This is a genomic window from Streptomyces spiroverticillatus (assembly GCA_014650415.1).
Taxonomy (GTDB): domain Bacteria; phylum Actinomycetota; class Actinomycetes; order Streptomycetales; family Streptomycetaceae; genus Streptomyces; species Streptomyces spiroverticillatus.
In genome coordinates this window covers 37,736-63,502 of the sequence record BMUX01000020.1, presented here as the reverse complement: position 1 = coordinate 63,502, position 25,767 = coordinate 37,736, and the positions used below count along the sequence as shown (strand labels likewise).

21 protein-coding genes are annotated in these 25,767 nt (G+C 71.4%); 9 read left to right on the top strand and 12 right to left on the bottom strand.

All coding sequences use genetic code 11. From position 1 onward, the window contains the following. Nucleotides 1–157: 157 nt before the first annotated feature. Complete coding sequence (locus tag IE269_RS36205) at nucleotides 158–1,774, top strand: acyl-CoA synthetase (protein WP_189827541.1); 1,617 nt, start codon at nucleotides 158–160, stop codon at nucleotides 1,772–1,774. A 26-nt stretch (nucleotides 1,775–1,800) separates the two neighbouring features. Here the strand turns inward: IE269_RS36205 and IE269_RS36200 are convergent, their stop codons facing one another. Further along, the gene (locus tag IE269_RS36200) at nucleotides 1,801–2,232 is read right to left on the bottom strand and encodes an SRPBCC family protein (RefSeq protein WP_189827540.1); all 432 of its coding nucleotides are present in this window, start codon (nucleotides 2,230–2,232) and stop codon (nucleotides 1,801–1,803) included. Between the two features lie 112 nt (nucleotides 2,233–2,344). Here IE269_RS36200 and IE269_RS36195 point away from each other — a divergent pair, with 112 nt between their 5' ends. Then, nucleotides 2,345–2,836 (top strand): DUF4232 domain-containing protein, encoded by a 492-nt coding sequence (locus IE269_RS36195; RefSeq protein WP_189827539.1) that lies wholly within the window; start codon nucleotides 2,345–2,347, stop codon nucleotides 2,834–2,836. A gap of 4 nt (nucleotides 2,837–2,840) precedes the next feature. Here the strand turns inward: IE269_RS36195 and IE269_RS36190 are convergent, their stop codons facing one another. After that, nucleotides 2,841–3,770, bottom strand: coding sequence for a ketopantoate reductase family protein (locus IE269_RS36190; RefSeq protein WP_189827538.1), 930 nt, complete (start codon nucleotides 3,768–3,770; stop codon nucleotides 2,841–2,843). Nucleotides 3,771–4,182: 412 nt separating this feature from the next. On the opposite strand from IE269_RS36190, the gene IE269_RS36185 reads away from it, so the two are divergent. Further along, the gene (locus IE269_RS36185; RefSeq protein WP_189827537.1) at nucleotides 4,183–4,389 is read left to right on the top strand and encodes a DUF4236 domain-containing protein; all 207 of its coding nucleotides are present in this window, start codon (nucleotides 4,183–4,185) and stop codon (nucleotides 4,387–4,389) included. 7 nt (nucleotides 4,390–4,396) lie between these two features. Here the strand turns inward: IE269_RS36185 and IE269_RS36180 are convergent, their stop codons facing one another. The 3 genes from IE269_RS36180 to IE269_RS36170 all read right to left on the bottom strand — a co-directional run bounded on the left by IE269_RS36180 (nucleotide 4,397) and on the right by IE269_RS36170 (nucleotide 6,156). Continuing rightward, a complete protein-coding gene (locus tag IE269_RS36180) occupies nucleotides 4,397–4,771 on the bottom strand; it encodes a DoxX family protein (RefSeq protein ID WP_189827536.1) in 375 nt (124 codons plus the stop codon). A gap of 38 nt (nucleotides 4,772–4,809) precedes the next feature. Beyond that, the gene (locus tag IE269_RS36175; RefSeq protein WP_189827535.1) at nucleotides 4,810–5,556 is read right to left on the bottom strand and encodes an alpha/beta fold hydrolase; all 747 of its coding nucleotides are present in this window, start codon (nucleotides 5,554–5,556) and stop codon (nucleotides 4,810–4,812) included. 144 nt (nucleotides 5,557–5,700) lie between these two features. Further along, nucleotides 5,701–6,156, bottom strand: coding sequence for a hypothetical protein (locus tag IE269_RS36170; protein ID WP_189827534.1), 456 nt, complete (start codon nucleotides 6,154–6,156; stop codon nucleotides 5,701–5,703). Nucleotides 6,157–6,389: 233 nt separating this feature from the next. Here IE269_RS36170 and paaK point away from each other — a divergent pair, with 233 nt between their 5' ends. After that, entirely contained in the window at nucleotides 6,390–7,676 is a 1,287-nt protein-coding gene (paaK, locus tag IE269_RS36165) for a phenylacetate--CoA ligase PaaK (protein WP_189827533.1), read from the top strand. Nucleotides 7,677–7,682: 6 nt separating this feature from the next. On the opposite strand, the gene IE269_RS36160 is transcribed toward paaK, so the two are convergent. Then, entirely contained in the window at nucleotides 7,683–9,227 is a 1,545-nt protein-coding gene (locus IE269_RS36160; RefSeq protein ID WP_438817660.1) for a fatty acyl-CoA synthetase, read from the bottom strand. A gap of 161 nt (nucleotides 9,228–9,388) precedes the next feature. Between IE269_RS36160 and IE269_RS36155 the strand changes: the two genes are divergently transcribed. The 3 genes from IE269_RS36155 (at nucleotide 9,389) to IE269_RS36145 (ending at nucleotide 14,512) form a co-directional block, all read left to right on the top strand. Beyond that, nucleotides 9,389–11,797, top strand: a complete 2,409-nt coding sequence (locus IE269_RS36155; protein ID WP_189827532.1) for a penicillin acylase family protein — start codon at nucleotides 9,389–9,391, stop codon at nucleotides 11,795–11,797. 197 nt (nucleotides 11,798–11,994) lie between these two features. Beyond that, nucleotides 11,995–14,259, top strand: coding sequence for a terpene synthase family protein (locus IE269_RS36150; protein ID WP_189827531.1), 2,265 nt, complete (start codon nucleotides 11,995–11,997; stop codon nucleotides 14,257–14,259). Nucleotides 14,260–14,338: 79 nt separating this feature from the next. Then, nucleotides 14,339–14,512, top strand: coding sequence for a CsbD family protein (locus tag IE269_RS36145; protein WP_189827530.1), 174 nt, complete (start codon nucleotides 14,339–14,341; stop codon nucleotides 14,510–14,512). A gap of 248 nt (nucleotides 14,513–14,760) precedes the next feature. On the opposite strand, the gene IE269_RS36140 is transcribed toward IE269_RS36145, so the two are convergent. Beyond that, entirely contained in the window at nucleotides 14,761–16,326 is a 1,566-nt protein-coding gene (locus tag IE269_RS36140; RefSeq protein WP_189827529.1) for an acyl-CoA synthetase, read from the bottom strand. Between the two features lie 7 nt (nucleotides 16,327–16,333). Further along, nucleotides 16,334–17,437 (bottom strand): nitronate monooxygenase, encoded by a 1,104-nt coding sequence (locus IE269_RS36135; RefSeq protein ID WP_189827528.1) that lies wholly within the window; start codon nucleotides 17,435–17,437, stop codon nucleotides 16,334–16,336. Nucleotides 17,438–17,555: 118 nt separating this feature from the next. On the opposite strand from IE269_RS36135, the gene IE269_RS36130 reads away from it, so the two are divergent. Further along, the gene (locus tag IE269_RS36130; RefSeq protein WP_189827527.1) at nucleotides 17,556–19,379 is read left to right on the top strand and encodes a serine hydrolase domain-containing protein; all 1,824 of its coding nucleotides are present in this window, start codon (nucleotides 17,556–17,558) and stop codon (nucleotides 19,377–19,379) included. A 6-nt stretch (nucleotides 19,380–19,385) separates the two neighbouring features. On the opposite strand, the gene IE269_RS36125 is transcribed toward IE269_RS36130, so the two are convergent. Then, nucleotides 19,386–19,766 carry a hypothetical protein gene (locus tag IE269_RS36125; RefSeq protein ID WP_189827526.1) on the bottom strand — a complete coding sequence of 127 codons (381 nt, stop codon included), beginning with the start codon at nucleotides 19,764–19,766 and terminating at the stop codon, nucleotides 19,386–19,388. Between the two features lie 53 nt (nucleotides 19,767–19,819). Continuing rightward, the gene (locus IE269_RS36120) at nucleotides 19,820–21,388 is read right to left on the bottom strand and encodes a phytoene desaturase family protein (protein WP_229898479.1); all 1,569 of its coding nucleotides are present in this window, start codon (nucleotides 21,386–21,388) and stop codon (nucleotides 19,820–19,822) included. Between the two features lie 144 nt (nucleotides 21,389–21,532). Here IE269_RS36120 and IE269_RS36115 point away from each other — a divergent pair, with 144 nt between their 5' ends. Beyond that, entirely contained in the window at nucleotides 21,533–22,567 is a 1,035-nt protein-coding gene (locus tag IE269_RS36115; RefSeq protein ID WP_229898478.1) for a copper resistance D family protein, read from the top strand. A gap of 30 nt (nucleotides 22,568–22,597) precedes the next feature. Here IE269_RS36115 and IE269_RS36110 read toward each other — a convergent pair whose 3' ends face one another. Continuing rightward, nucleotides 22,598–24,853, bottom strand: coding sequence for a serine/threonine-protein kinase (locus IE269_RS36110; protein WP_189827525.1), 2,256 nt, complete (start codon nucleotides 24,851–24,853; stop codon nucleotides 22,598–22,600). After that, complete coding sequence (locus IE269_RS36105; protein ID WP_189827524.1) at nucleotides 24,835–25,758, bottom strand: oxygenase MpaB family protein; 924 nt, start codon at nucleotides 25,756–25,758, stop codon at nucleotides 24,835–24,837. The genes IE269_RS36110 and IE269_RS36105 overlap by 19 nt, the downstream gene beginning before the upstream one ends. Between the last annotated feature and the right edge of the window lie 9 nt (nucleotides 25,759–25,767).

The following is a 25,767-nucleotide window of genomic DNA, read 5'->3' as shown; positions in this document are numbered from 1 at the left end:
GACCTGGAACAGGTTGCAGGAGAGGCCCCACCACTTCAAGAGTTTTCTGACAGTCAGTCAGATTTATTCGGCGCACACCCTTCCCACTTGAAGCGCCCTTTGCTGTGATGGCCGACACATCAACTCGCCCGTGTGCAACCGGGGTTCAGGAGGAACGGTGGAGTACAACCTTGCCGACCTGTTCGAGTCGGTCGTCGACGCGGTCCCCGACCGCGAGGCACTCGTGTACATCGACCATCCCGGTACGGGCGCGGAGCGCCGCCTCACCTACGCCGAACTGGACGCGGCCGCGAACCGCATCGCGCACCACCTGATCGACGCGGGCCTGAAGCCGGGCGAGCAGCTGGGGCTGCACCTCTACAACGGCACCGAGTACCTCCAGACGGTGCTGGCCTGCCTGAAGGCACGCCTCGTGCCCGTCAATGTCAACTACCGCTACGTCGAAGAGGAGTTGGTGTACCTCTATCGCGATGCGGATCTCGCCGCGCTCGTCTTCGACGCCGAGTTCACGGAGCGGGTGGCCGCGGCGCTCCCCCGCACGGAGAAGCTGCGTCACCTGCTGCGGGTCGGTCCGCCGCCCGGCGACGCGCCGCCCCTGAACTGCGTGGAGTTCGCGGCGGCCGAGGCCGCCGCCTCCCCGGAGCGGGGCTTCGCGGAGCGTTCGGCCGACGACCTGTTCATCATCTACACGGGCGGCACGACCGGCATGCCCAAGGGGGTGATGTGGCGTCAGGAGGATCTGTTCTTCGCCGGGTTGTTCGGCGGCGACCCCACCGGCAACCCCGTCAAGCGCCCCGAGGAGCTGGCCGAGCGGGTCGCGGCCGGCGGTGCGGGCCTCACCTTCTTCCCCACTCCCCCGCTGATGCACGGCACGTCCACCCTCACCTCGTTCATCGCCTTCCACTACGGCCAGCGCGTGGTCATCCACCGCAAGTACGTGCCGGAGGAGGTGCTGCGGACCATCGAGAAGGAGAAGGTGTCGAGCGTGTCGCTGGTCGGCGACGCGATGCTGCGCCCCCTGGTCGACGCCCTGCACGGCCCCCTGAAGGGCACCGACCTCTCCTCCCTCTTCAGCGTCTCCTCGTCCGGGGCGATCATGTCGGACACGGTGCGCGCCCAGTTCCAGGAGCTGGTGCCGAACGTGCTGCTGCTGAACAACTTCGGTTCCTCCGAGTCCGGTTCGAACGGCAGGGCCACGGACGACTCCGGCCCGGAGAAGGGCTTCCGGCTGGAGGTCAACGAGCGTACGAAGGTGGTCGACCCGGCGACGTACGCACCCGTGGGCATCGGCGAGATCGGCCGCCTCGCCCAGTGCGGTCACGTCCCGCTCGGCTACTACAACGACCCGAAGAAGACGGACGAGACCTTCTTCCAGCGCGACGGCCAGCGCTGGGTGCTGCTCGGCGACATGGCGACCGTCGACGAGGACGGCATCGTCACCGTCCTCGGCCGGGGCTCGCAGTGCATCAACACCGGGGGCGAGAAGGTCTATCCGGAGGAGGTCGAGCAGGCCCTGAAGTCCCATCCGGACGTGTACGACGCGCTGGTCGCCGGTGTGCCGGACCCCACGTGGGGGAACCGGGTCGCGGCCGTCGTCCAGGTCCGAGAGGGTGCCGCCGCACTCGACCTGGCAGCCGTCCAGGAGCACTGCCGCACCCGGCTCGCGGGCTACAAGATCCCCCGCAAGCTGGTGCTCACCGACCGGATCCGCCGCTCGCCGAGCGGCAAGGCGGACTACCGCTGGGCGAAGGAGACGGCCGCGCGGGAGGAATAGGCACGGGAGGAGTAGGCGTTACGCCCCTACCGCCCCTTGAGGAGTGCGCGCATCGCCCGCCCGAACACCACCCGGCCCGCCGCCGCCAGCAGCGGGTCGCAGAACCGGGGCAGCCCGCGCAGCCGCAGGTCCTCCGTCCAGGTGACGTACGATCCCGGGCCGCCGCCCGGCGCGGGGCGTACGTCGATCTCGGCCCAGCCCGTCACCACCCGCCCGCTCTTCTCCAGGCGGCAGTGCTCCGGCGGCCGCCACTCGACGACCTCCATCGGATCGTCGAAGCCGATCCGGCCGAGCCGGGTGCGCGCCACGAAACGGGTGCCCTGCCGGGTGGGCGGGTCGGTGCCGAAGACCATCCGGGTGAAGGGGACCTGGGCGGCGTGCCGCTCCCAGGCGGTGAGTCTGCGCCAGGCCTCGTCGGGGGCGAGGGGCGTGCGGTCGGTGATGCGGAAGAGAGCCACGGGTCAAACGTTACGCACTCCACGCGCCCGGCACCTGCCGGAGTGTCACGGCCACGTCACACAAAGGGTGGCGCTCTCCCCGAACCGCCCCTTTCGCCCCCAGCATGGACATATGTACACGCACCAGCGACTCACCACGGCCGGCGCGCTCGCCGCCGCCCTCCTGCTCGCCGCCTCCGCCACGGCCTCGGCCTGCGTCACCCCACCGGCGAAGGCGGTCCCCCGCTGCGCCGAACGGAACCTTTCCCTCAAGGTGACGGCCGCCCCGACCCCGGACGCCCTCACCCTCCGCGTCACCAACAACGGCCGCACCGCCTGCACCGTCGACCGCATCCCCACCGTCACCTTCGGGAACCTCGACGGGGCCGCCCGCCCGAACCCGCCGGCCGACAGCGGGCCGTACCGGGTGGCGGCGGGCACCAGCGCGTACGCCACGGTCCTGGCCCCGCCGACACCGGCCGACGTACGCGTCGTACGGGACATCGGTGTGGCGGCGGACCCGGCGCACCACGGGGTGCGGGTCACGGCGGCGTCGCTCGGCCTGCCGAAGGGTGTACGGGTCTACGACCCGGTGACCACCTTGTGGGGCCCGAAGGCCCCGTAGCCCCTCACGACTTCTTCAACTTCGCCTCCTGCACACGGAGTTGAAGGGTCGCCAGATCGAGCAGCGGTGTGGGTACGCCGAGGGCGCGGGCCCTGGCCACGAGGTCGCCGAAGAGGTGCTCGGCCTCGGAGGGCAGGCCCGCCGTCATGTCCCGGTAGAGGGAGGTGACGAGCGGGGAGCCGGCCCGGGTGGCCGTCGCGACTGCGAAGTCCCGCACCTCGTCCGACAGTTCATTGCCCGAGGCGGCGGCCACCGCTGCCGCCTCGGCGAACGCGGCCGGTCCAAGGGCAGCGCCCCCGGTCGCAGAGACGACTTCGCCGACGCTGCCGCGCCCGAGGATGTTGACGGTGCTCACCGTCGCGATGAACGACCACTTGGCCCACATGTCGTCGCGGATGTCCGCTGAGGCCGCGGCTCCAACGCCGGGCACGGCGTCGAGCAGAGCGGCCGTGCGCTCGGCCCGGGCGGGATCGGTGCCGTCGAGCGGCCCGAGGTCGAGGGTGGCGATGGGGGCGAGGCGGACGATGTCGCCGTCGTCGTTGAGGGTCGTGACGATCTTCGCGACGCCGCCCCAGACACGGTGCGCGCCGAAGCGGTCGGTGAGGAGGTCGAGGTGGGCGAGGCCGTTGAGGACGGGCAGGATCACGGTGTCCGGGCCGACGGCGGGGGCGAAGTCCTCGACGGCCCGGGCGAGGCCGGTGGCCTTGACGGTCAGGAGGATCAGGTCGTACGGGTCCGCCAGTTCGGCGGCGGTGAGAAGGGGAACGTCGACGCGCCCGTCGGGCTCGCCGAGGCCGGTGAGGCGGAGACCGCGGCGACGGAGGGCTTCGGCGCGGGCGGGGCGGACGAGGAGGGTGACGTCGTGCCCGGCTTGGGCGAGACGGGCACCGAAGTAGCCGCCGGTGGCGCCGGCGCCGATGATGAGGGTGCGCATGGGGGGCCTTTCGGGGCGTGAGGTCTGGCTTAGCGGGCTGCTTGGGGGCGGTGCGGGTCGGTCGGGTCGGCACCCGGTGCCGGGGCGGATTCGCCCCAGCCCCGCCCCTTCACCTAAACCCGCGGGGCAATGGGGCGATTCCGTGCGGGTGAGTGGGTGGCAGGTCGCGCAGTTCCCGCGCCCCTGGAGTGCCTGCCCTTCGGGCGGCACATCAGGCTGCGCCAGGCATATCAGCCCGTCCGGCGTTTGAGGACGCGCGGCGCAGCCGTGCAGGGGGCAAGGGGCGCAGCCCCATCGGGAGCAGCAACCCACGCAGCGCCGCAGGCTGCCCCGCCAGGGGCCCACGCATTGATGCGGCAGAAGCGGCAACCCGTACACCATTCGACCGCCTCCGCCCAAGGAGCAAGCCCGCATGCCCCTCACCTTCCGCAAGAGCTTCCGCATCCTCCCCGGCGTCCGCCTCAACATCAACCGGCGCTCCTGGTCCCTCACCACCGGCGGCGGCAGCCACGGCCCGCGTCACACGCACAGCAGCACCGGCCGCCGCACCACCTCCATGGACCTTCCGGGCCCCTTCGGCTGGCGGAAGACCACCACGAAGCGGCGCCGGAACCGTTGACGCGGTCTCAGCGTCCCGCGTCCCGGCCCACCTTCGCCGCCCACATCACCAGCGGCGCCTGGAGCGGAATGCGGGCGTAGGCACCGGCCCGCAGGGCCGTCGGCTTCTCGCGCCAGTCGTACGCCATCTTGAGGTGGGCCGGCAGGATGGCCGCGAAGAACCCGGCGGCGGCCAGCCCCCCGACCTTGCGGGTCTGCGGCACCGCGATCGCCGCCGCGAGCAGCAGCTCGACGACTCCGCTCGCATGCGTCCACGTCCGCTGCGTGCCCGGCAGGAACTCCGGGACCATGTCGTCGAAGAGCTTCGGCACCACGACGTGGGCCGCGCCCGCCCCGGCGAGCAGGCCGACGAGCAGACGGGCGGAGCGGTCGTTCGTGGTCAACTCGGGCCTCCTGGGCGGGGAAGGGGGTGCGGCGCCTGTCAGTAAATACCGAAGGTCCGCAGTTCCGCCAGGAATCCCTCCGGATCGTTCCGGTGGATGAGGTGGCCCACGGGGAGCGTCACGCGGCGGGCGTCCGGCAGCAGGTCGGTCAGCTTCTGCTGCTCCGCGTCGGGCAGGAAGCTCGCCTCGCCGCCGGAGACCACGAGCACCGGCGCGGTGATCTTCGCCAGGCCCGCCTCCCACGCCGGATCGGGGTGGTTGGCCCCCTCGTCGGTGTGCGGGATCAGGTCCCAGTCGAAGTCGAGGGCATCGATCTCCTCCTGGGCGGGGCGCGGATCGGTGGCCCGCGGCGGGTCCAGGGGGAACGGCGGCAGCGCGTCCTCCAGCACGACCCGGGCGATCCGCTCCGGTCGGGCCTGGGCGACCTGGAGCGCGATCGCCCCGCCCATCGAGTGCCCGACGAGGTCGACCCGGTCCAGGCCGAGGACGTCGAGGAACTCGCATACGTCTGCGACGAGTTGGGGGTAGTGGTAGTCGCCGGGCCGGTCGCTGCTGCCGTGTCCGCGCACGTCCGGGGCGTACACCCGGCGGGTGGCGGAGAGGGCTTCGGCGATGTCCGTCCAGTCGGCGCCGGTCATGGTGCGGCCGTGCAGGAGGACGACCGGCGGGGCGGTCGGAGTGCCCCAGGTGCGGTACGCGATGCGGTTGCCTGCGGCGAGGCGTACGCGGAGGGGTTCGGTGTCGCCCGCGAGGGGGGCTTCATCAGGGGTGGAAAGGTCAGCCATCCCCCCATCCAAACAGGCCCCCGCCCCCAACTCCCCTCGGGGCCCCCGCAGGGGGCGGATCGGGCGGCCAAGGTGGTGGCCCGTCCGATCCGAGCCCGCCCGGCCCGAACCCGCCCGATCCGAGCCCGCCCGTCCCCCGGAGCGCTACATTTCCGGCCCGCCCTCGTTCGCCGCCTGCACCGCCGCCTCCCCCTCCGGCGTCCATCCTCCGCCGGGCGCGACGTACCCCTTCGCCAGCCACTTGTCGAACTGCTGGAGCGCGGTCACCGGATCGTCCGCGTACTCGATCTTGTTGGGGTTCCACCAGCCCGTCGCCTTCAGCCGGTCCAGTTCCTTGGACGCCGCTTCCGGGTCCCCCGTGAGGACCACGTCCGGCTTGCCCGCCGCCGCCGCGGAGGCGGGCGGAGACGGGGACAGGGTCGGGGTCGGGGTCGGCGTGGCCGTCACGGTGACGGTCGGAGCGGGGGCGGTGACCGTGGTCGTCACCGCCGGGGCGGGGTGGTCGTCGTTGCAGGCCGACAGGCCCACCGCGCCCACCGCCGCCATCAGGACGGCCACTGCGGTTCTGCGGAGTCGACGCTGCGTCACGGGCTGGTGCATTTCTGGCCGTCCTTGCCTCGGTGCGGTGATGGTGAGCCGGTCTACTTCTACCGATACACCATAGTTTGGGGTGTTTCGCCTCGCCCATGGAGGCGGGACACCCGGAAGTCGGTCGTTCCGCCCCGTACGACCCCTTGCCAGATGGCCGTCGATCCTGAATTACTGACCCCGGACGCTGCACGACCGAATGATCGGTCGTCCATTTTGGGTATGCCGGTACGGGAGAGTGATCCATGAAGGCGCTGCTCGACGCGACGGAGCGACTCGGCCGCGAGGAGCTGGAAGTCCTGCAACTGGAGCGGTTGCAGAGCAGCCTCCAGCACGCCTACACGAACGTGCCGCACTACCGGGCCGCCTTCGACAAGGCGGGGCTGAAGCCCGAGGACTGCCGTTCGCTCGCCGATCTCGCCCTGTTCCCGTTCACCACCAAGGCCGATCTGCGGGAGAACTACCCCTTCGGGATGTTCGCCGTGCCGCAGGACGAGATCCGCCGGCTGCACGCCTCCAGCGGCACCACGGGCCGCCCGACCGTCGTCGGGTACACCAAGAACGACCTCTCGATGTGGGCCGACATGGTGGCCCGCTCCATCCGGGCCGCCGGGGGGCGGCCCGGCCACAAGGTCCATGTGGCGTACGGGTACGGCCTGTTCACCGGTGGGCTCGGCGCCCACTACGGGGCGGAGCGGCTCGGGTGCACGGTCATTCCCGCGTCCGGCGGCATGACGGCCCGTCAGGTCCAGCTGATCCAGGACTTCAGGCCCGAGATCATCATGCTGACCCCCTCGTACATGCTCACCCTCCTCGACGAGTTCGAGCGGCAGGGCGTCGATCCCCGCTCCACCTCCCTCAAGGTCGGCATCTTCGGGGCGGAGCCGTGGACGCAGGAGATGCGGCGGGAGATCGAGGAGCGGTTCGCGATCGACGCGGTCGACATCTACGGGCTGTCGGAGGTGATCGGGCCCGGTGTCGCGCAGGAGTGCGTGGAGACCAAGGACGGGCTGCACGTCTGGGAGGACCACTTCTACCCGGAGATCGTCGACCCGATCACCGGCGAGGTGCTGCCGGAGGGTGCGGAGGGGGAGCTGGTCTTCACCTCGCTGACCAAGGAGGCCATGCCGATCGTCCGCTACCGGACCCGGGACCTCACCCGTCTGCTGCCGGGCACCGCGCGCGCCTTCCGGCGGATGGAGAAGATCACCGGACGCAGCGACGACCTGGTCATCGTGCGCGGGGTGAACCTCTTCCCGACGCAGGTGGAGGAGATCGTGCTGCGTACATCCGCGCTCGCCCCGCACTTCCAGCTGATGCTGACCCGGGAGGGGCGGATGGACTGCCTGACCGTACGGGCCGAGGCGCGGGCGGATGCGACCGGCGAGGAGCGGGAGGCCGCCGCGAAGGCGGTCGCGGCGGCCGTGAAGGACGGCATTGGGGTGTCCGCCCGGGTCGAGGTGGTCGACCCGGAGACCCTGGAGCGGTCGGTCGGGAAGTTCAAGCGGATCGTCGACCGCCGCCCGAAGTAGCCGCCTCTATCCGGCGAACCGGTCCCGCAGTTCCCGCTTGAGGATCTTCCCGCTCGCGTTGCGCGGCAGCTCGTCCACGAACACGATGCGCTTCGGCGCCTTGAAGTGGGCGAGCTTCTCGCGTGCGTGGGCCAGGAGTTGATCCTCCGTCAGGGAGGCGTCGCGCGGGACGACGACGGCCGTGACGGCTTCGATCCAGCGTTCGTCGGGCAGGCCGATCACGGCCGCCTCGGCGACGGCGGGGTGGGTGTAGAGGGCGTCCTCGACCTGCCGGGAGGCGACCAGCACTCCCCCGGAGTTGATGACGTCCTTCACCCGGTCGACGATCGTGAAGTAGCCCTCGGCGTCGCGCACCGCCAGGTCGCCCGAGCGGAACCAGCCGTCTGCGAAGAGGTCCTGGTCGTCCGTCCCCCAGTAACCGAGGCAGAGTTGGGGCGAGCGGTAGGCGATCTCGCCCGCCGTGCCGTCCGGGACCTCCGCGCCCTTCTCGTCGAGGATGCGTGCCTCGACGTGCCGGACGGGTCGCCCGCAGGAGTCCATCCGGCCCTCGTGCTCCTCCGGGCGCAGCACGGTGGCCAGCGGGCCGATCTCGCTCTGGCCGAAGCAGTTGTAGAAGGCGAGGTCGGGGAGGCGGGCGCGCAGGCGTTCCAGGACGGGGACCGGCATGATCGACGCCCCGTAGAAGGCCTTGCGCAGGCCGTCGAGGGAGCGGGTCGCGAAGTCGGGGTGGTTGGCGATGGAGATCCACACGGTCGGCGGTGCGAAGAAGCTGTCCGCGCGGCCCGCCTCGACCAGGTCGAAGAGCGTGCCCGCGTCCGGCCCGTCGAGGAGGGTGTTCTCCGCGCCGACCGCGAGGTACGGGAGGAGGAAGACGTGCATCTGGGCCGAGTGGTAGAGCGGCAGGGCGTGGACCGGCCGGTCCGTGTCGGCGAGGTCCAACGCCTCGACGGCGCTGGCGTATTCGTGCACCAGGGCGCGGTGCGTCATGATCGCGCCCTTGGGGTCGGCGGTGGTCCCCGAGGTGTAGAGGAGCTGCACGGGCGCGAGCGGATTGCCGTCCGGCTCGTACGGGACGGGTTCTTTCAGCGCGTCGAGGAACGAGTCCGGCGCGTCCCGCAGCGGCTGCACCGCGAAGCCCTCGGGGACGCGCACGGCGAGGTCCGGGTCGGCCAGTACGAGGGAACTGCCGGACTGGCGCAGGATGTACGTCAGGTCCGCGCCGGTGAGGTTCTGGTTGACGGGGACGTGGATCAGCCCGGCGCGGGCGCAGGCCAGGTAGGCGATGAGGTACGCGTCCGAGTTGTGCCCGTACGTCGCCACCCGGTCGCCCTCGGCGAGGCCGCGCGCGGTGCGCAGGTGGGCGGCGGCGGTGCTGACGGCCGCGTCGAGTGCGGCGTACGTCCAGGAGCGGTCCCGGTAGTGCAGGGCCGTGCGGTCGGGGGCGCGGCGGGCGGAGGCGCGCAGTACTCCGTCGACCGTACTGTCGAGGAGGCCGTCCAGCCGGTCGGACAGGCGGCCGGGCTGGTGGCCGGGGGTCCCTGGTGTCGTCATGGCGTGATCCTGCGGTGCCTCGCGCGGCAAATCAAGGGAAACGAAGCAGCCGCATACCGGACGGGATGTTGACAGGTACCGGCCGGTAATGGCTGAGTGGCCTGTGACATCTCGGTCACCTTTCGCAACTCCCGTGTTGCGACGCCTTGTTGGGAGGCACGTTGTCCCTCCGGACCCGTACGAGATCCCGCTCCGCCGCCCGGCACCGTACGCGCTCGCTCACCGTCGCCTCGGTCGCCCTGCTCACCGCGGCCACCGCGCTCTCCCCGACGGCCTCCGCCGACGGCCAAGGCCAGGAGCGGCGGCCCTCGGGCGGCGGGCTCTCGGCCCTGATCCGGTACACGGAGTACGGCATTCCACACATTCTGGCCAAGGACTACGCGAACCTGGGCTTCGGCAACGGGTGGGCGCAGGCCAACGACCAGGTGTGCACGCTGGCCGACGGCTTCGCGACCGTCCGGGGCGAGCGCTCGCGCTTCTTCGGCGCGGAGGGCAAGCCGGACGGCTCGCTGTCCTCGGCGTCGACGAACCTTGCGAGCGACCTGTTCTTCCAGGGCGTTCGGGACTCGGGCATCGTCGCGAAGCTGACCGCGCGGCCGGCCCCGGTGGGGCCGGGCACGCAGGTGAAGGAGCTGATGCGGGGCTGGACTGCCGGGTTCAACGCCTGGCTGGAGCAGAACCGGGTCAGCGATCCGGCCTGCAAGGGCGCCGAGTGGCTGCGGCCGGTGTCGCTGTCCGACGTGCAGCACCTGAACTACGCGTTCTCGGTGCTGGGCGGGCAGGGGCGGGGCGCGGACGGCATCACGGCCGCCCAGCCGCCGGGCGCCACCGGACCTCGTACCGGAAGGACCACGGAGGACCCGGCGGAGGCCGCACGGAAGTTCTTCGACACCTCGGACGCGGCGATGGGGTCCAACGCCGTTGCCTTCAGCGGGAGTTCGACGGCGAACAAGCGGGGGCTGCTGCTCGGCAACCCGCACTACCCGTGGTCGGGCGGTCGCCGCTTCTGGCAGTCGCAGCAGACCATTCCGGGTGAACTCAACGTCATGGGCGGCTCGTTGGTCGGGTCGGCGACGGTGTCGATCGGGCACACGGCGCGCATCGCCTGGAGCCACACGGTCGCCACCGGCACCACCATGAACCTCCATCAGCTCACGCTCGCCCCGGACGATCCGACGGTGTACGTCGTGGACGGCAAGCGGGAGGCGATGACCAAGCGGACCGTGACCGTGCAGGTCAAGGGCGGTCAGCCGGTCACCCGCACCCAGTGGTGGACCCGGTACGGACCCGTCGTCACCGGGCTCGGCGCCCAGCTCCCGCTGCCCTGGACGGCCACGACGGCGTACGCGCTGAACGACCCGAACGCCACGAACCTGCGCGCCGGGGACACCGCGCTCGGATTCAGCAAGGCACGGGACGTGACGGGCATTCAGGAGTCGCTGCGCCGTACGCAGGGCCTGCCGTGGGTGAACACGATCGCCTCCGACTCCTCGGGCGGCTCGCTGTTCACGCAGTCGCAGGTGCTGCCGCGCATCACCGACGAGCTGGCGCAGCGCTGCTCGGCACCGCTCGGCAAGGTCACGTACCCCGCGTCGGGTCTGGCGATCCTGGACGGTTCGCGGACGGACTGCGCGCTGGGCAGCGACAAGGACGCGGTCGAGCCCGGCATCTTCGGCCCGTCGAAGATGCCGACCCTGAAGAACGCCCCGTACGCGGAGAACTCCAACGACAGTGCCTGGCTTGCCAATACGGACCGGCCGATCACCGGGTACGAGCGGGTCTTCGGGAACGTCGGCACGCAGCGTTCGATGCGCACCCGAGGCGCGGTCGAGGACGCGGCGGCGATGGCGAAGAAGGGGCGGCTGACGGTCGCCGACCTCCAGAAGCAGCAGTTCGCCAACCGGGTTCCGGCCGCGGACCTGACGGTGGACGAGGTCGTGAAGGGGTGCGAGGAGCTTCAACTCGGCTCTGCTTGCAGTGTGTTGAAGGCATGGGACCGGAAGATGGACACCGGGAGCCGGGGCGCGCTGCTCTTCGACCGGTTCTGGCGGGCGCTGGTGTCGTCCGTGCCGGGGGCGACGCTGTGGAAGACGCCGTTCGACGCGGCCGATCCGGTACGTACTCCGCGCGGGCTGAACACGGCGGCCCCCGGTTTCGCGGCGGCCCTCAAGGGCGCGGTGGCGGAGTTGCAGGCGGCGGGCATCGCCCTGGACGCGCCGCTCGGGCAGCACCAGTTCGTCGTACGGAACGGCAAGCGCATCCCGATCCACGGCGGCACCGAGTCGCTGGGCGTGTGGAACAAGGTCGAGCCGGTCTGGAACGCGGCGGGCGGCGGCTACACGGAGGTGACCACCGGGTCGAGCTACATCCAGGCGGTCGGCTGGAACGGGGGTCCCTGCCCGGTGGCCAAGACCCTGCTGACGTACAGCCAGTCCTCGAACCCCAACTCCCCCTACTACCGCGACCAGACCGAGCTGTACGCGGGCGAGAAGTGGGTGGGCTCGCGGTTCTGCGAGTGGGACATCCTGACCTCGCCGAAGCTGAAGGTGGTGTGGGCGAGGGAGCGCTGAGCGGGATTGCGCACCGGCCGGCTGAGCGGCCTTCCGCACCGGCTGTGCGGGCCGCTTCACCGCCAGCAAGATCGTTAATCGGCCCCGGGCGAAGATTCACCACTTCGGAGGTGATCGCCCGGGGCCAGGATCGTTTTTCCTCCCGCATGCCTAGCGTGAAGCGGTCCGCTGTCGTACCGGAAGGCGCCCCCCGAACCATGCCCCAGCCCTTCACGCTGCCCGAGTTCTACATGCCGTATCCGGCCCGGCTCAATCCGCACCTGGAGCACGCGCGCACGCACTCCAAGGAGTGGGCCCGCGAGATGGTCATGATCGAAGGCTCGGACATCTGGGACGAGCACGACTTCGACAGCCACGACTACGCGTTGCTGTGCGCGTACACCCATCCCGACTGCACGGCCGAGCAGTTGGCGCTGGTCACCGACTGGTACGTGTGGGTGTTCTTCTTCGACGACCACTTCGTGGAGCTGTACAAGCGCAGCCCCGACATGCGCGGCGCGAAGGCGTACCTGGACCGGCTGCCGATGTTCATGCCCGTCGCGTCGGGCGCGGAAATGCCCGAGCCGACGAACGCGGTGGAGGCGGGGCTCGCCGACCTGTGGCGGCGGACCTGCCCGTCGATGTCCGAGGCGTGGCGGCACCGGTTCGCGGTCTCCACCGAGCACCTCCTCGAAGAGTCGATGTGGGAGCTGATGAACATCAGCGAGGGGCGGATCTCCAACCCCATCGAGTACATCGAGATGCGCCGCAAGGTGGGCGGCGCGCCGTGGTCGGCGGGGCTCGTGGAGTACGTGGCGAACGCCGAGGTCCCGGACGTGATCGCCGCGTCGCGGCCGATGTGCGTGCTGCGGGACGCGTTCTCGGACGGGGTGCACCTGCGGAACGACCTCTTCTCGTACGAGAGGGAGATCCTCGACGAGGGCGAACTGTCCAACGGCGTCCTGGTCATGGAGACCTTCCTCGACTGCCCCACCCAGCAGGCCGCCGAGCACGTCAACGACCTGCTCACCTCACGGCTCCAGCAGTTCGAGACGACCGTCTTCACGGAGCTTGAGCCGTTGTTCGCGGAGTTCGGCATCGGGCCCCAGGAGCGGCTCGACGTCCTCGCGTACGTCAAGGGGCTCCAGGACTGGCAGGCCGGCGGCCACGAGTGGCACATGCGCTCCAGCCGGTACATGAACGGCGGGGGGCCGTCCGAGGCGTACGGGCTGGGCGGCCCCCAGGGGCTCGGGACGGCGGCCTCGCAGCTGCTGGCGTCGCTGGCGATCGGCATCCCGGCGCGGCTGAAGAACGTGGCGGTGCACCGGTTCGAGAAGGTGGGCCACCTGGAGATTCCGGATCTGGGGATGCCGTACGAGACACGGCTCAGCCCGTATCTGGAGGCCTCGCGGGAGAACGTGGTGGTCTGGGCCGAGGCGATGGGCATCCTCGACGAGCTGCCGGGGCTGCCGGGCTCGGGGGTCTGGAACGAGGAGAAGATCCGGGCATACGACCTGGCACTGTGCTCGGCCGGCATCCATCCCGACGCCACTCTCGCCGAATTGGACCTCACCTCCGGGTGGCTGGCGTGGGGGACGTACGGGGACGACCTCTTCCCCGTCCTGTACGGGCGGACGCTGGACCTCGCCGGGGCGAAGGCGGCCAACGACCGGCTGGCGCTGTTCATGCCGCTGGAGGGTGCGCCGGTGGAGGTGCCGGTGACTCCGCTGGAGCGGGGGCTGGCCGATCTGTGGCGGCGGACGGCGGGCCCGATGGCGCCAGCGGCCCGCAGGAAGTTCCGCAAGGCCGTCGGGGACATGACGGCGAGCTGGCTGTGGGAGCTGGCCAACCAGGCGCAGGACCGGGTGCCCGACCCGGTCGACTACTTCGAGATGCGCCGGTTCACCTTCGGCTCGGACCTGACCATGAGCCTCTCGCGGCTTTCGCACGGGAACACGCTGCCGCCGGAGATCTACCGGTCGCGGCCGTTCCTGACGATGGAGCGGGCGGCGATGGACTACGCGGCCCTGATGAACGACCTGTACTCGTACCAGAAGGAGATCGAATTCGAGGGGGAAATGCACAACGGGGTGCTGGTCGTGCAGCACTTCCTTCAGTGCGGGATCGAACAGGCGCGGGATGTCGTCGTCGATCTGATGAAGGCGCGCATGGCCGAATTCCAGCACGTGCTGAGCGGGGAGATTCCCGAACTGTGCGAGGAATTCGGCCTCGACGCGGCGCAGCGCGGGGTGCTGATGCACTACGCCGAGGAATTGAAGAACTGGCTGTCGGGGATTCTGACCTGGCACGAGGGCTGCGCGCGCTACCGGGAGGCGGATCTTGTACGTCACCACGCGCCGCCGGTACCGCCCGTGCCGCCCGTGCCGCCCGTGCGGCCCGGGTGGCTCGGGCCAAGCGGGATCGGGACGTCGGCGGCGCGGATCGGGGAACTGTGGGAGGGGCGGATTTCTGTTGTGGGGTGAGGGGGTTTCCGGGCGGAATGGCGGGGCACGCGATCTTCTGTCAGGGAAACGCCTCAACACGCAAGGGAGCGCGCACACCATGACTGCGCAGAAGAAGACCAAGGCCAAGTCCGACCAGGTCCAGGGCGCCGCGAAGGAAACCGCGGGGCGGCTCGTGGGCAATGAGCGACTCACCGCCGAGGGCCGCGCACAGCGGGCCAAGGGTGACGGACGGGAATCGGTCGAGAAGGCCAAGGACGCGTTCAAGCGGTGACGGTCGGGTTGGTTTAGCGGATTCGCCGCGTTTCAGCGCGACGCGGCGAATCCTGGGTCACGTTCCGGCGGCTTCATTCCCCCCTTTCCGCCGGGGCGTGGCCCTTTTTGTGCGTGGGATACGAGTGGGCTGTGCGCGGGCGTGCGGGGGTGTTGTGGTCTCTGTCCTGTGCGGGTTCGTTGTGGCTGGTCGCGCAGTTCCCCGCGCCCCTGGATGGATGCCCTTCGGGCACCATCCCCCCACCCCGCCTACACGACCCGCTCCCCGTCGCCCCAGTACGGCTCCCTCAAGCGGCGCTTGTAGAGCTTGCCGTTGGGGTCGCGGGGCATCGAGGTGATGAAGTCCAGGGACTTGGGGCGCTTGAACGCCGCCAGGCGGCCCTCGCAGTGGGCCAGGATGGAGGCGGCCAAGCTCTCGGAGGGCGGCTCGGCCGGTTCGACGACCGCCTTGACCTCCTCGCCCCAGTCTCCGTGCGGGATGCCGAAGACGGCCGCGTCCGCCACCCCCGGGTGGGAGAGGAGGACCGCCTCGATCTCCGCGGGGTAGATGTTCACCCCGCCCGAGATGATCATGTCGATCTTGCGGTCGCGCAGGAAGAGGTAGCCGTCCTCGTCCAGGACTCCCAGGTCGCCGACCGTGAAGAAGTCGCCGATGCGGTTCTTCCGGGTCTTCGCCTCGTCCTTGTGGTAGCTGAAGCCGCCCGTGTTCATCTTCATGTAGACGATGCCGAGTTCGCCCGGGGGGAGCTGGTTTCCGTCGTCGTCGAAGACGGCCAGTTCGCTGATCGGCCAGGCCTTCCCGACCGTGCCCGGCTTCTTCAGCCAGTCCTCCGCCGTGGCGAACGCCCCGCCGCCCTCGCTCGCCGCGTAGTACTCCTCGACGCAGTGCCCCCACCAGTCGATCATCGCCCGCTTGACGTGGTCCGGGCACGGGGCCGCCCCGTGGATGGCGTGGCGCATGGACGTGACGTCGTACGCGCGCCGCGTCTCCTCGGGGAGGGAGAGGAGCCGGTGGAACTGGGTGGGGACCATGTGGGTGTGGGTGCAGCGGTGGGTGGAGATGAGGCGGAGCATGTCCTCCGGGGTCCACTTGTCCATGAGGACCAGGGGGTGGCCGATGTGCAGGGCCGCGCCCGCGAACTGGAGGACCGCCGTGTGGTAGAGCGGTGAGCAGACCAGGTGGACGTTTCCGTCGAAGGGCTTGATGCCGAAGATGCCCAGGAAGCCGCCCAGGTAGGACTCCTCGGGCAGCTTGCCCGGCAGCGGGCGGCGGATGCCGCGGGGGCGGCCCGTCGTACCGGAGGTGTAGTTCATGACCCAGCCGAGCGTGCGGTCGGTGGGGGGCGACTCCGGCTGTCCGGAGAGGAGTCGGGGGTACGGGCGGAAGCCGGGGGCCTCGCCGACGCAGTAGCGGTGGGTGACGGGGAGGTTGGCCTCGTCGGCGGCCGCCGTCGCCGTGTCGGCGAAGCGCTCGTGGGCAATGAGGACCTTCGCCGCCGAGTCGGAGACGATCCAGGCGATCTCCGGGCCGGTGAGGTGGTGATTGACGGGGACGAGGTAGAAGCCGGCCTGGGAGGCGGCGAGGTAGGCGGTGAGGAATTCGACGCCGTTGGGGAGGACGACGGCGAAGGAGTCGCCCCGTGACAGGCCCGCTGCGCGCAGGCCGTGCACCAACTGGTTGACGGCGGAGTGGAGTTGGGCGGCCGACCACTGCGTGCCGTCCGGGGCCGTGAGGACCGTGCGGTCGGGGGCGGCGGCGGCCTGGGCCCAGAAGCCGTTGGGGGGTTGTGCCGTGCCGGCTGCGGTTTCGGTCATGCGCGGTTCAGCTCCTTCCGGCGATGCGGTTGAGGCGGGCGACTGCCTTCTCGAAGCTCCGGGTCAGGTCGTCGAAGACGGCCTGGACGCTGCGTTCGGAGTTCATACGGCCGACGATCTGGCCGACCGGGGTGCCGAGGAGGGGTTCCACCTCGTACTTCTGAATGCGGGAGTTGGCCTCGGCGACCAGGAGGCCCTGGAGCGGCATGGGGAGCGTGCCGGGGCCGTTCGGGTCGTCCCAGGCGTCGGTCCACTGGGTACGGAGCTGGCGGGCGGGCTTGCCGGTGAGGGCGCGGGAGCGGACCGTGTCGCCGGAGCCCGCGGCGAGGAGTTTCGCGGTGAGGGCGCGGGAGTGCAGGTCGGCCTCTTCGGTGGTGAGCCAGAGGGAGCCGAGCCAGGCGCCCTGCGCGCCGAGCGCGAACGCGGCCGCGATCTGCTCGCCGCTGCCTATTCCTCCGGCGGCGAGGACGGGCAGCTCGCCCACCGCGTCGACGACTTCGGGGACCAGGACCATGGTGGCGATCTCACCGGTGTGGCCGCCCGCCTCGTACCCCTGCGCGACGATGATGTCGATCCCGGCCTCCGCGTGCCGCCGTGCGTGCTTGGGGCTTCCGGCGAGGGCTGCGACGAGGACGTCGTGGGAGTGGGCGCGGGCGACGACGTCGGCGGGCGGCGAGCCGAGGGCGTTGGCGAGGAGTTTGATCGGATAGTCGAAGGCGACGTCGAGCTGGTTGCGGGCGACCTGTTCCATCCAACCGGTGATGCGCCAGCCGGACGCCTCGCCCTCGGCGAGTTCGGGGACGCCGTGCTTGGCGAGGATCTCGCGGACGTACGCGCGGTGGCCCTCGGGGATCATGGCCTCGACCTCGGCCTCGGTGACGCCCTCGACCTTCTTGGCGGGCATGACGACGTCCAGGCCGTAGGGCTTGCCGTCGGTGTGGGCCTGCATCCAGTCGAGGTCGCGGGCGAGGTCGTCGGGGGCGGTGTAGCGGACCGCGCCCAGCACGCCGAATCCGCCCGCCCGGGTGAGGGCCGCCGCCACCGCGGGGAACGGCGTGAAGCCGAAGATGGCGTGCTCGACTCCCAGTTTCTGGCTCAGCTCCGTCTTCATGGGCGGCAGGATGCCGCAGCGGGGCGGAGAGCGGAAGAGCTTTTCTGATGCTGCGTCAGATTCTTGGGGGCTGCTGGGACCGTTGACACGGGCGGTGCGCTTTGGCCTGCTGGTGGCCATGACTGAGGATGATGCGCACAGAGGTGACGGTCACGGAAGCGGTCACCGGGGCATGGGGCGAAGGCACTTCGCGGGCGGGGCCCTGGCACTGGGAGGTGCGTTGATGCTGAGCCCGATTCCGGCCGCCGAGGCGGCGGACGGCTCGACGAAGGGTGCGGCGGGTCGGTCCCGGCCGACCCTGCGGTACGGGTCCGCGGCGCGGGCCGGGCTGCTGCCCGAGCACCTGGAGCGCGTGGTCGCCGAGGCGAAGCGGTTCCTGGGGCCGTCCCCGAAGTACCCGTGGTACGCGGGCGCCGTGGTGCTGGCCGGGCGCGGCGGCACGGTCGCGCTGCACGAGCCGGTCGGCATGGCGGTGCGTTACTCCGCGTACGACGAGAAGACGGACACGGCGGTGGAGTTCCCGCCGGAGCGGCAGATCGCGATGGCCCGGGACACGGTCTTCGACCTGGCGTCGGTGTCGAAGCTGTTCACGTCGATGCTGGCGGTGCAGCAGATCGAGCGGGGCGCGCTGGAGCTGGAGGCGAAGGTCGCCTCGTACCTGCCCGAGTTCGGCGCGGCGGGCAAGGCGGAGATCACGGTGCGGCAGTTGCTCACGCACACCTCCGGGTTCCGGGCGTGGATTCCGCTGTACTCGCAGCCGACCCGCGAGGGGAAGCTGAAGATGCTGTGGAACGAGGTCCCGGCGAGCCCGCCCGGCTCCGCGTACCTCTACTCGGACCTCAACCTCATCTCGCTCCAGCTCGTCCTGGAGAAGATCACCGCTCGCACTTTGGATGCACTGCTCCACGACGAGATCACCGCTCCACTGGGGATGCACCGCACTCGGTTCAATCCGCCCGCCTCCTGGAAGCCGAAGATCGCCGCCACCGAGGACGCCCGCAAGCCCTGGTCGGGCATCGACCGCGGGCTGGTCTGGGGCGAGGTGCACGACGAGAACGCCTTCGGCTTCGACGGCGTCGCCGGTCACGCCGGGGTCTTCTCCACCGCCTGGGACCTCGCGATTCTCGCCCGCACCCTCCTCAACGGCGGTGTCTACGGCCGCGCCCGCATCCTGAAGCCGGAGTCCGTGGACCTGATGTTCACCGACTTCAACACCGCCTTCCCCGGCGACGAGCACGGCCTCGGCTTCGAGCTCTACCAGCACTGGTACATGGGCGCGATGGCCACCCCGCGCACCGCCGGCCACACCGGTTTCACCGGCACCAGCCTGGTCATCGACCCGACGACCGACTCCTTCCTCATCCTCCTGGGCAACTCCGTTCACCCGGTGCGCAGTTGGCGCTCCGGATCCGCACCCCGGGTGGCGACCGCCGACGCGATGGCCCGCGCGGTCGCGGTACGCCCGGAGCACGGACGTACCGCCTGGTTCTCGGGGATGGCGTCGGCGACCACCGCCACGCTCGCCCTGCCCGCCCTGCGGCTCGCCTCGGACCGGGGCCTGTTCCGCTGCGACCTGTGGTGGGACACCGAGCCCACGGCGGACGCGCTCACGCTGGAGGCGTCGGCGGACGCGGGGGCGACCTGGCAGGCGGTGCCGTTCACGACCGTACGCAAAGGGGAGCGGCCCAAGCCGCATCCCGGCGGGGCGGTGACGGGCTGGTCCGGGCGGGTCTGGCACCGCGCGGGCGCGGACCTCGCACCGTACAAGGGCAGGAGCGTCGTACTGCGGTGGCGGTACGCGACGGACGTGCGTTACGTCGGGCGCGGGGTGTACGTCGACGGACTGCGGGTCGAGGACGGGCACCGCACGGTGTTCGACGAGGCCCGCCCCGGGGACGCCGCCCGTATCGTCACGCAGGGCTGGACGGCGTCCCGGGACTGAGCCCGCTCAGCCGCGGCGGTGGCGCAGAAGCAGCAATGCCGCTGTCCCCGCCGCCGCGGCGACCGCCACTCCGGCGGGCCCGGGACCGTCTGCGCCGATCGCGCGCAGGCTGTAGCGGGACCGCAGGGAGAACGCCGACCACGCGGACTGCGCGGAGAAGAGCGACCCCGTGCTCATCACCGATCCGAAGGACACCTTCGACAGCGCGGAGCCGATCGAGCCGACCGACAGCGCGGACCCTACCGACCCCACGGACAGCACGGAGCCGACCGACCCGATCGACAGCACCGAGCCCGCCGAGCCGATCGACAGCAGGGAGTCCTGGGAGTACAGCGAGAAGGCCGAGTTGGCGGAGGTGCGGTCACAGCGCTTGCTCAGTTTCGACATGCGGCCATCCTGCCCCCGAACCCCGCCCCCCGTCCGCGGACCGCACCCCTCCGCTACCGCCCCAGGACCGCCATCGCCGCGTTGTGCCCTCCGATCCCGCTGACGCCTCCGCCTCGCACCGAACCCGCCCCGCACATCAGCACGTTGGGGTGCGCGGTGGCCACTCCCCACCGGTCGCCGGGTCCGGCGGAGTGGGGGAAGGTCAGGTCGCCGTGGAAGATGTGCCCGCCCGGCATCCACAGGTCGCGCTCCAGGTCGAGGGGGGTCTTGGCCTCGATGCAGGGGTTGCCGTCCGCGTCCGCGGCCAGGCAGTCGGCGACCGGTTCGGCGAGGTGGGCGTCGAGGCGGGCGAGGGTGGTGCGCAGGAGTGCGGTGCGGGCGGTGTCGTTGTCGGCGGCGAAGAGGCGGGCGGGGGTGTGCAGGCCGAAGAGGGTGAGGGTGTGGTGGCCGCTCGCGACCAGTTCCGGGCCGAGGATCGAGGGGTCGGTCAGGGAGTGGCAGTAGATCTCCGAGGGCGGTGCGGTCGGCAGCCGCCCGCCGGCCGCCTGCGTGTACGCCTCGCGGAGTTCCTCGTACCCCTCCCCCACGTGGAAGGTGCCGGAGAAGGCGTCGCGCGGGTCGACGGAGGAGTCCCGGAGCTTCGGCAGCCGCTTCAGCAGCATGTTGACCTTGAACTGGGCGCCCTCGGGAGGCGGCGCGAAGGGAGCATCCCCTTCGCCCAGCAGGCGGCCGAGGTGGTGCGGTGCCGCGTTGACCAGCACATGGCGGGCGTCGACGGTCCCGGTCGCGCCCTCGCTCGTACGGTACGAGACCTCCGCGCGGACCCCGTCGGTCTCGACGCGGGTGCCCTCGTGCCCGGTGACGAGGGTGGCGCCTGCGGTACGGGCGGCGTCGGCGAGGGCGTCGGTGAGGGCGCCCATGCCGCCGACGGGGACGTCCCAGTCGCCGGTTCCGCCGCCGACGACGTGGTAGAGGAAGCAGCGGTTCTGGACGAGTGAGGGGTCGTGCGCGTCGGCGAACGTACCGATCAGGGCGTCGGTGAGGACCACGCCCCGCACCAGGTCGTGTGCGAAGTTCTCCTCGATGGCGACGCCGACCGGCTCCTCGAAGAGCGTGCGCCAGGCCACCGGGTCGTCGATGCGGCGGCGCAGTTCGTCGCGGGTGGGCAGGGGTTCGGTGAAGGTCGGGAAGACGCGTTCGGCGACCCCGCGCAGCCTTCCGTAGAACTCCTCCCAGGCGCGGAACTCCTGCTCTCCCCCGGTGAGTTCCGCGAACGAGGCCCGCGTGCCGGAACCGCCGACCAGCAGTCCGCCGTCTCCCTTGGGGGTGTACGAGGAGATTGTCCGCTTCCGGACGTCGAACGAGAGTCCGAGGTCGCGCACAATGGCTGCGGGGAGGAGAGACACGAGATACGAGTAGCGCGAGAGCCGGGCGTCCGTGCCGGGAAAGGGACGGGCGGACACGGCCGCGCCGCCGGTGGCGCCGAGGCGCTCCAGCAGGAGCACCGAGCGACCGGCGCGGGCGAGGTAGGCGGCGGCGACGAGTCCGTTGTGACCGCCACCGACGATCACGACGTCGTACGAGGAACGCAGCGGTGAGGGCATCGGCCGGGGCATCGACATGGCCGGACCCTATGCGGTGCGTCACAGGTGCGACAGGGGGCGATGACGCAGATGGCCGTGGAGCGGCAGGAGTACAGACCGGAGGAGGACGACCGGGAGGGGGGTCGCTTTGTGCCACCTCGTCCGTATAGGGAAAATCAGGAGGTGACCTACCCGGAGCCTCCCACCCCGACCCGCGACGACCGCCCCCTGGGCATACCCCTGGACGCACCCGCGCCCGACGACTGGCGTCGGCGCGCACGGGCGTTCGCGACGCCGGCGGCGGCCGTCGCCGTCCTGATCGTCGTCGCCCTGCTGGGCATGGGCATCGTGTCCCGCGACACGGGCGAGCTGCACATACCCGGCGCCGGGACGACGACGCTGCTGCGTTCGGTGTTCCTGGCCGCCCTCTTCCTGCACGTCGGCGAGATCGTCGGCCACCGGCTGGCGCGCACGGTGCCGGGTGCTCCGGAGGTCCGGCCACCCATGTGGGGGATCGCGCTGTCGCTGGCCGGGGCGGCGGCCTCGTTCGGCCAGATCGTCCAGATGGCCGACTACAGCGGGCTGACGTTCACCGAGACGTACGCGACCGAACCCGGCGGGATGCTCCTCCTGCAGGCGAACGCGTTCCTGGCGGCGGCCGCGTGCACCTGGCTCTTCAAGAAGCCGACCTGGGCCCTGCTGCCGCTCGCGGCGGTCATCTTCTCCGAGGCGGTGCGCGCGCACCCCGAGCAGGACACCCCCGAGATCGGCATCCTCCTCACCACCATCCACCTGACGGCCTCGGCGCTGTGGACGGGCGGACTGGTCTACGCCCTGCGCGCGATGCACCAGTGGCGCTCCCGCCCGGACGCCGAACCGGGGGCGGGCCGCCGCCTCCTCGCCCGCTACGCCCGCATGGCGGCCTTCCTCTATGTGGCCCTCGCGGTCACCGGCACCTTCAGCACGCTGCGCCGCCTGCCCCTGGAGAACATCTTCGTCACGGCGTACGGCCGCACCCTGCTGGTCAAGCTGGCGCTCTTCGCCATCGTCAGCGTGCTGGCCCTGATCGCCCGTTCCCGCCTGCACCGCAAGCAGTCGGCGCACCGCCGCGTGGACCCGGACGGCGCGGCGAAGGCCGCAAGGGCGGAGGTCGTGATCCTGGTCGGCGTGGTGGCCGTCTCCGCCCTCCTGACAGTGGTCCCGACCCCGACCTGGTAGCCGGAGGGGCCGGGCTTCTGCCGGGGGAGGCTAGCCCCGGCCCCTCCTGAGCGCCGCCACCCGACGGTAGATCTCCGCCGCCTCCGCGCCCCGCCCCAACTGCTCCAGGCACTGCGCCTCGTCGTTCCGGCTGGCCAGGGCGTCCGGATGGTCCGCCCCCAGCACCCGCTCCCGCGACCTCGCCACCTCCCGGTACACGGCCAGCGCGTCCGCCCACCGCCCGAGCCATCCGAGCCCCACGGCCACCTCGCGCCGCGAGACCAGCGTGTCGGGGTGGTCGGGCCCCAGCACCCGCTCCCGGATCGCGCACACGTCCCGTGCCTCGGCGAGCGCCTCCTCCCAGCGCGCCAGCCGCCCGAGGTTGACCCCGAGCCCGTGCCGCGCCCGCAGGGTCTCCGTGTCCGCCGGCCCGCCGGTCCGCGTCCGGTCGTCCACCAGGTCCCGGTACAGCTCCAGCGCCTCCGCGCTGCGCCCCAGCCGTCCCAGGCAGATCCCGACCTCGTACCGCGCCGACAGGGTGTCCGGATGGTCGGCCCCGAGCGCCTGCGCCCGCGCGGTCGCGACCTCCCGGTACGTCTGCAACGCCTCCGTCCACCGGCCGAGCTGCCCGAGCGCGTACGCCACCTCGTACCGCGTGACCAGCGTGTCCGGGTGGGTCGCCCCCAGCACCCTCGCCCGCGCGGCCGCGACGTCGCGCGCCATCCGGTACGAGTCCTCCAGGCGGCCCAGCCGACTGAGGTTGAAGGCCAGGTTGTGTCGACATCTCAAGGTGTCGACATGATCGGGGCCCATGGTCCGCTCCCGGGCCGCGAGCACCGACGAGTACACCTGGTGCGCGTCGAAGTGCCGGCCGAGCTGCCCCAGTACGTACGCCGTCTCCTGCCGGGCGGCGAGGGTCTCCGGGTGCTCGGCGCCCATAGTCCGCGTGCGCCCCTCGGTGACCTTGGTGAACTCCCGCAGCGCGTCCGCCGCCCGCCCGGTGCGGCTGAGCGTGAAGCCGACCTCGTAGTGGCTGGCCAGGGTGTCGGGGTGGTCGGGTCCGAGCGCGTGCTCGCGTTCGGCGGCGACCGACCGGTGCACCTCGCCCGCCTCCTCCCAGCGGCCGAGGCGGCCCAGGCTGAGGCCCGCGTTGTGCCGGTTGTCCAGGACCTCCAGCACCTCGGGCGGCGGAGTGGGCCGTTCCGAGCGGGGCGGCGGGACGGGGGCGGCGCGCAGGCTGCCGCCGCTGGTCCACTCCCCCGTCAGCCCGGCGGCCGGGTCGCCGTGCGCCGGGGTGAGCGTGCCGGTGCCGCCCGCCTTGGTGCCGGTGGTCATGCCGCGGGTCCAGGACGGCAGCCGGGGCGCCCGGTTCGGCGGCTGCTTGGCGGGCGGCCGCAGTTCGGGCGCGGCGGCGAGCACGGTGGCCGGGTGTCCGACGAGGGCGATGCCGCCGGGTCCGGTGCGCCCGTCGGTGAGCCGCCGCCCGAGGTCCTTGGCGTCGGCGGGCCGCTCCTCGGGGGTCTTGGCGAGCAGGTCGAGCACTATCCGGTCGAAGAACTCGGGCAGCTCCTCGCGGTGGCTGCGCGGCGGTTCGGGCGCGGTGTCGCGGTGCCCGACGAGCACCGCCCACGCGTCGTCCAGATCAAAGGGAGGCACACCCGTGGCGATCTCGTACAAGACGCAGCCCAGCGAGTACAGGTCGCTGCGGTGGTCGACGTTGACCCCGCTGATCTGCTCGGGCGACATGTAGTGCGGGGTGCCCATGGCGATGCCGGTGCCGGTGAGGCGGGAGGTGAAGCCGATGTCGTGGCCCAGGCGCGCTATGCCGAAGTCGCAGATCTTCACGGTGCCGTCGGCGAGCCGCATGATGTTGGCGGGCTTCAGGTCGCGGTGCACGATGCCCTGTTCGTGCGTGTACGCGAGCGCCCAGGCGACCTGTTCGGCGATGTCGACGACGTCGCTCACGGGCAGCGGGTGCTGCTTGTTGTCCTCCAGGAGCTGGCTGAGGTTGCGCCCCTCCAGCAGTTCCATCACCAGGTACAGCACGCCCTCGTACTCACCGAAGTCGTGTACGACGGTGACGCCCCGGTGCTGGAGGGCCGCCGCCACCCGGGCCTCACGCCGGAAGCGCTCCCGGAGCACGCCGGAGATCTGCTGGTCGTGCGAGGTGCCGATGGGCTTGAGGCACTTGACCGCGACCCGCCGTCCGAGCGATTCGTCGCGGGCACGCCACACCTCGCCCATGCCCCCGCGCCCGATCAGGTCGAGCAGCCGGTACCGGCCCTGGATCAGCCTGGTGTCCGCCATCTCGTACTGTCGCCCCCGTCATTCCGCTGCGCCCTCCCCGGCCCGTCCAGTATGGCCGCCTGCCGCTTCAGTTTGTACGGGGCGGGACGGCTGCCGGGTCCCAGGCGGGCAACTGCCTTCAAGATGTGACCTGGTGGGAGCTGCCAGCGGAGCTGGGAGGGAATCGCGCGCAGGATGTTCCCGGTGGCACGGAGTTGACGGTCCGCCACGCGTGGGGCGGGGCCCGGCCTGCCGTACAGCGCGTGCGCGAACGGCGGCAGCGAGGTGTACGCGAGGGACGCGACCCGCCGCCAGACCAGCTCGCGCGCCGGTACGAGGCCGGGGTGCACCGGCGGTCTGCGCAGGAAGGCGTCCACGGTACGGGCGTCCTCGCCGCCCTCCAGCACGGGCCGCACGGCTGCGAAGTAGGCCGCCAACTCGGCCGTACCGGACGGCACTTCGGCCGGATCGAGGCCGACCAGACGGGCGCTCTCGCGGTGTTCGTCGACGTAACGGTCGGCCTGGGCGTCGCTGATCGGCAGCCCGGAACGGCGGGCGACCGACAGATAGCTGTCGATCTCCGCACAGTGCACCCACAGCAGGAGTTCGGGGTCGTCGACGCCGAGCAGCCGGTGGATCTTCCGGACCCTCGCCCCGGCCCGCTCGGCGGCGTCCGTCGTGCCGTAGGTGGCGGTGCCGACGAAGTTCGCGGTGCGCATGAGGCGCCCCCAGGCGTCCTCCATGAAGGTGCTGTTGATCATCACCCCGCGTACGGCGACGGGGTGCAGGGCCTGGAGGTAGAGGGCGCGGACCCCGGCGATCCACATCATCGGGTCGCCGTGCACCTGCCAGGTGACGGAGGACGGCCCGAAGAGGCCGGGGTCGGCTCCGGTGAAGGTGGGCGCGCCCGCCCGCGGGAAGGTCATTCCTGCACG

Coding starts and splice junctions, on each gene's coding strand:
- IE269_RS36175 (WP_189827535.1), bottom strand. CDS start 5,556: ATGGCTGACCTTTCCACCCCTGATGAAGCCCCCCTCGCGGGCGACACC.
- IE269_RS36170 (WP_189827534.1), bottom strand. CDS start 6,156: ATGCACCAGCCCGTGACGCAGCGTCGACTCCGCAGAACCGCAGTGGCC.
- IE269_RS36150 (WP_189827531.1), top strand. CDS start 11,995: ATGCCCCAGCCCTTCACGCTGCCCGAGTTCTACATGCCGTATCCGGCC.
- IE269_RS36160 (WP_438817660.1), bottom strand. CDS start 9,227: ATGACGACACCAGGGACCCCCGGCCACCAGCCCGGCCGCCTGTCCGAC.
- IE269_RS36140 (WP_189827529.1), bottom strand. CDS start 16,326: ATGACCGAAACCGCAGCCGGCACGGCACAACCCCCCAACGGCTTCTGG.
- IE269_RS36130 (WP_189827527.1), top strand. CDS start 17,556: ATGACTGAGGATGATGCGCACAGAGGTGACGGTCACGGAAGCGGTCAC.
- IE269_RS36190 (WP_189827538.1), bottom strand. CDS start 3,770: ATGCGCACCCTCATCATCGGCGCCGGCGCCACCGGCGGCTACTTCGGT.
- IE269_RS36145 (WP_189827530.1), top strand. CDS start 14,339: ATGACTGCGCAGAAGAAGACCAAGGCCAAGTCCGACCAGGTCCAGGGC.
- IE269_RS36135 (WP_189827528.1), bottom strand. CDS start 17,437: ATGAAGACGGAGCTGAGCCAGAAACTGGGAGTCGAGCACGCCATCTTC.
- IE269_RS36120 (WP_229898479.1), bottom strand. CDS start 21,388: ATGTCGATGCCCCGGCCGATGCCCTCACCGCTGCGTTCCTCGTACGAC.
- IE269_RS36195 (WP_189827539.1), top strand. CDS start 2,345: ATGTACACGCACCAGCGACTCACCACGGCCGGCGCGCTCGCCGCCGCC.
- IE269_RS36125 (WP_189827526.1), bottom strand. CDS start 19,766: ATGTCGAAACTGAGCAAGCGCTGTGACCGCACCTCCGCCAACTCGGCC.
- IE269_RS36105 (WP_189827524.1), bottom strand. CDS start 25,758: ATGACCTTCCCGCGGGCGGGCGCGCCCACCTTCACCGGAGCCGACCCC.
- IE269_RS36185 (WP_189827537.1), top strand. CDS start 4,183: ATGCCCCTCACCTTCCGCAAGAGCTTCCGCATCCTCCCCGGCGTCCGC.
- paaK (WP_189827533.1), top strand. CDS start 6,390: ATGAAGGCGCTGCTCGACGCGACGGAGCGACTCGGCCGCGAGGAGCTG.
- IE269_RS36110 (WP_189827525.1), bottom strand. CDS start 24,853: ATGGCGGACACCAGGCTGATCCAGGGCCGGTACCGGCTGCTCGACCTG.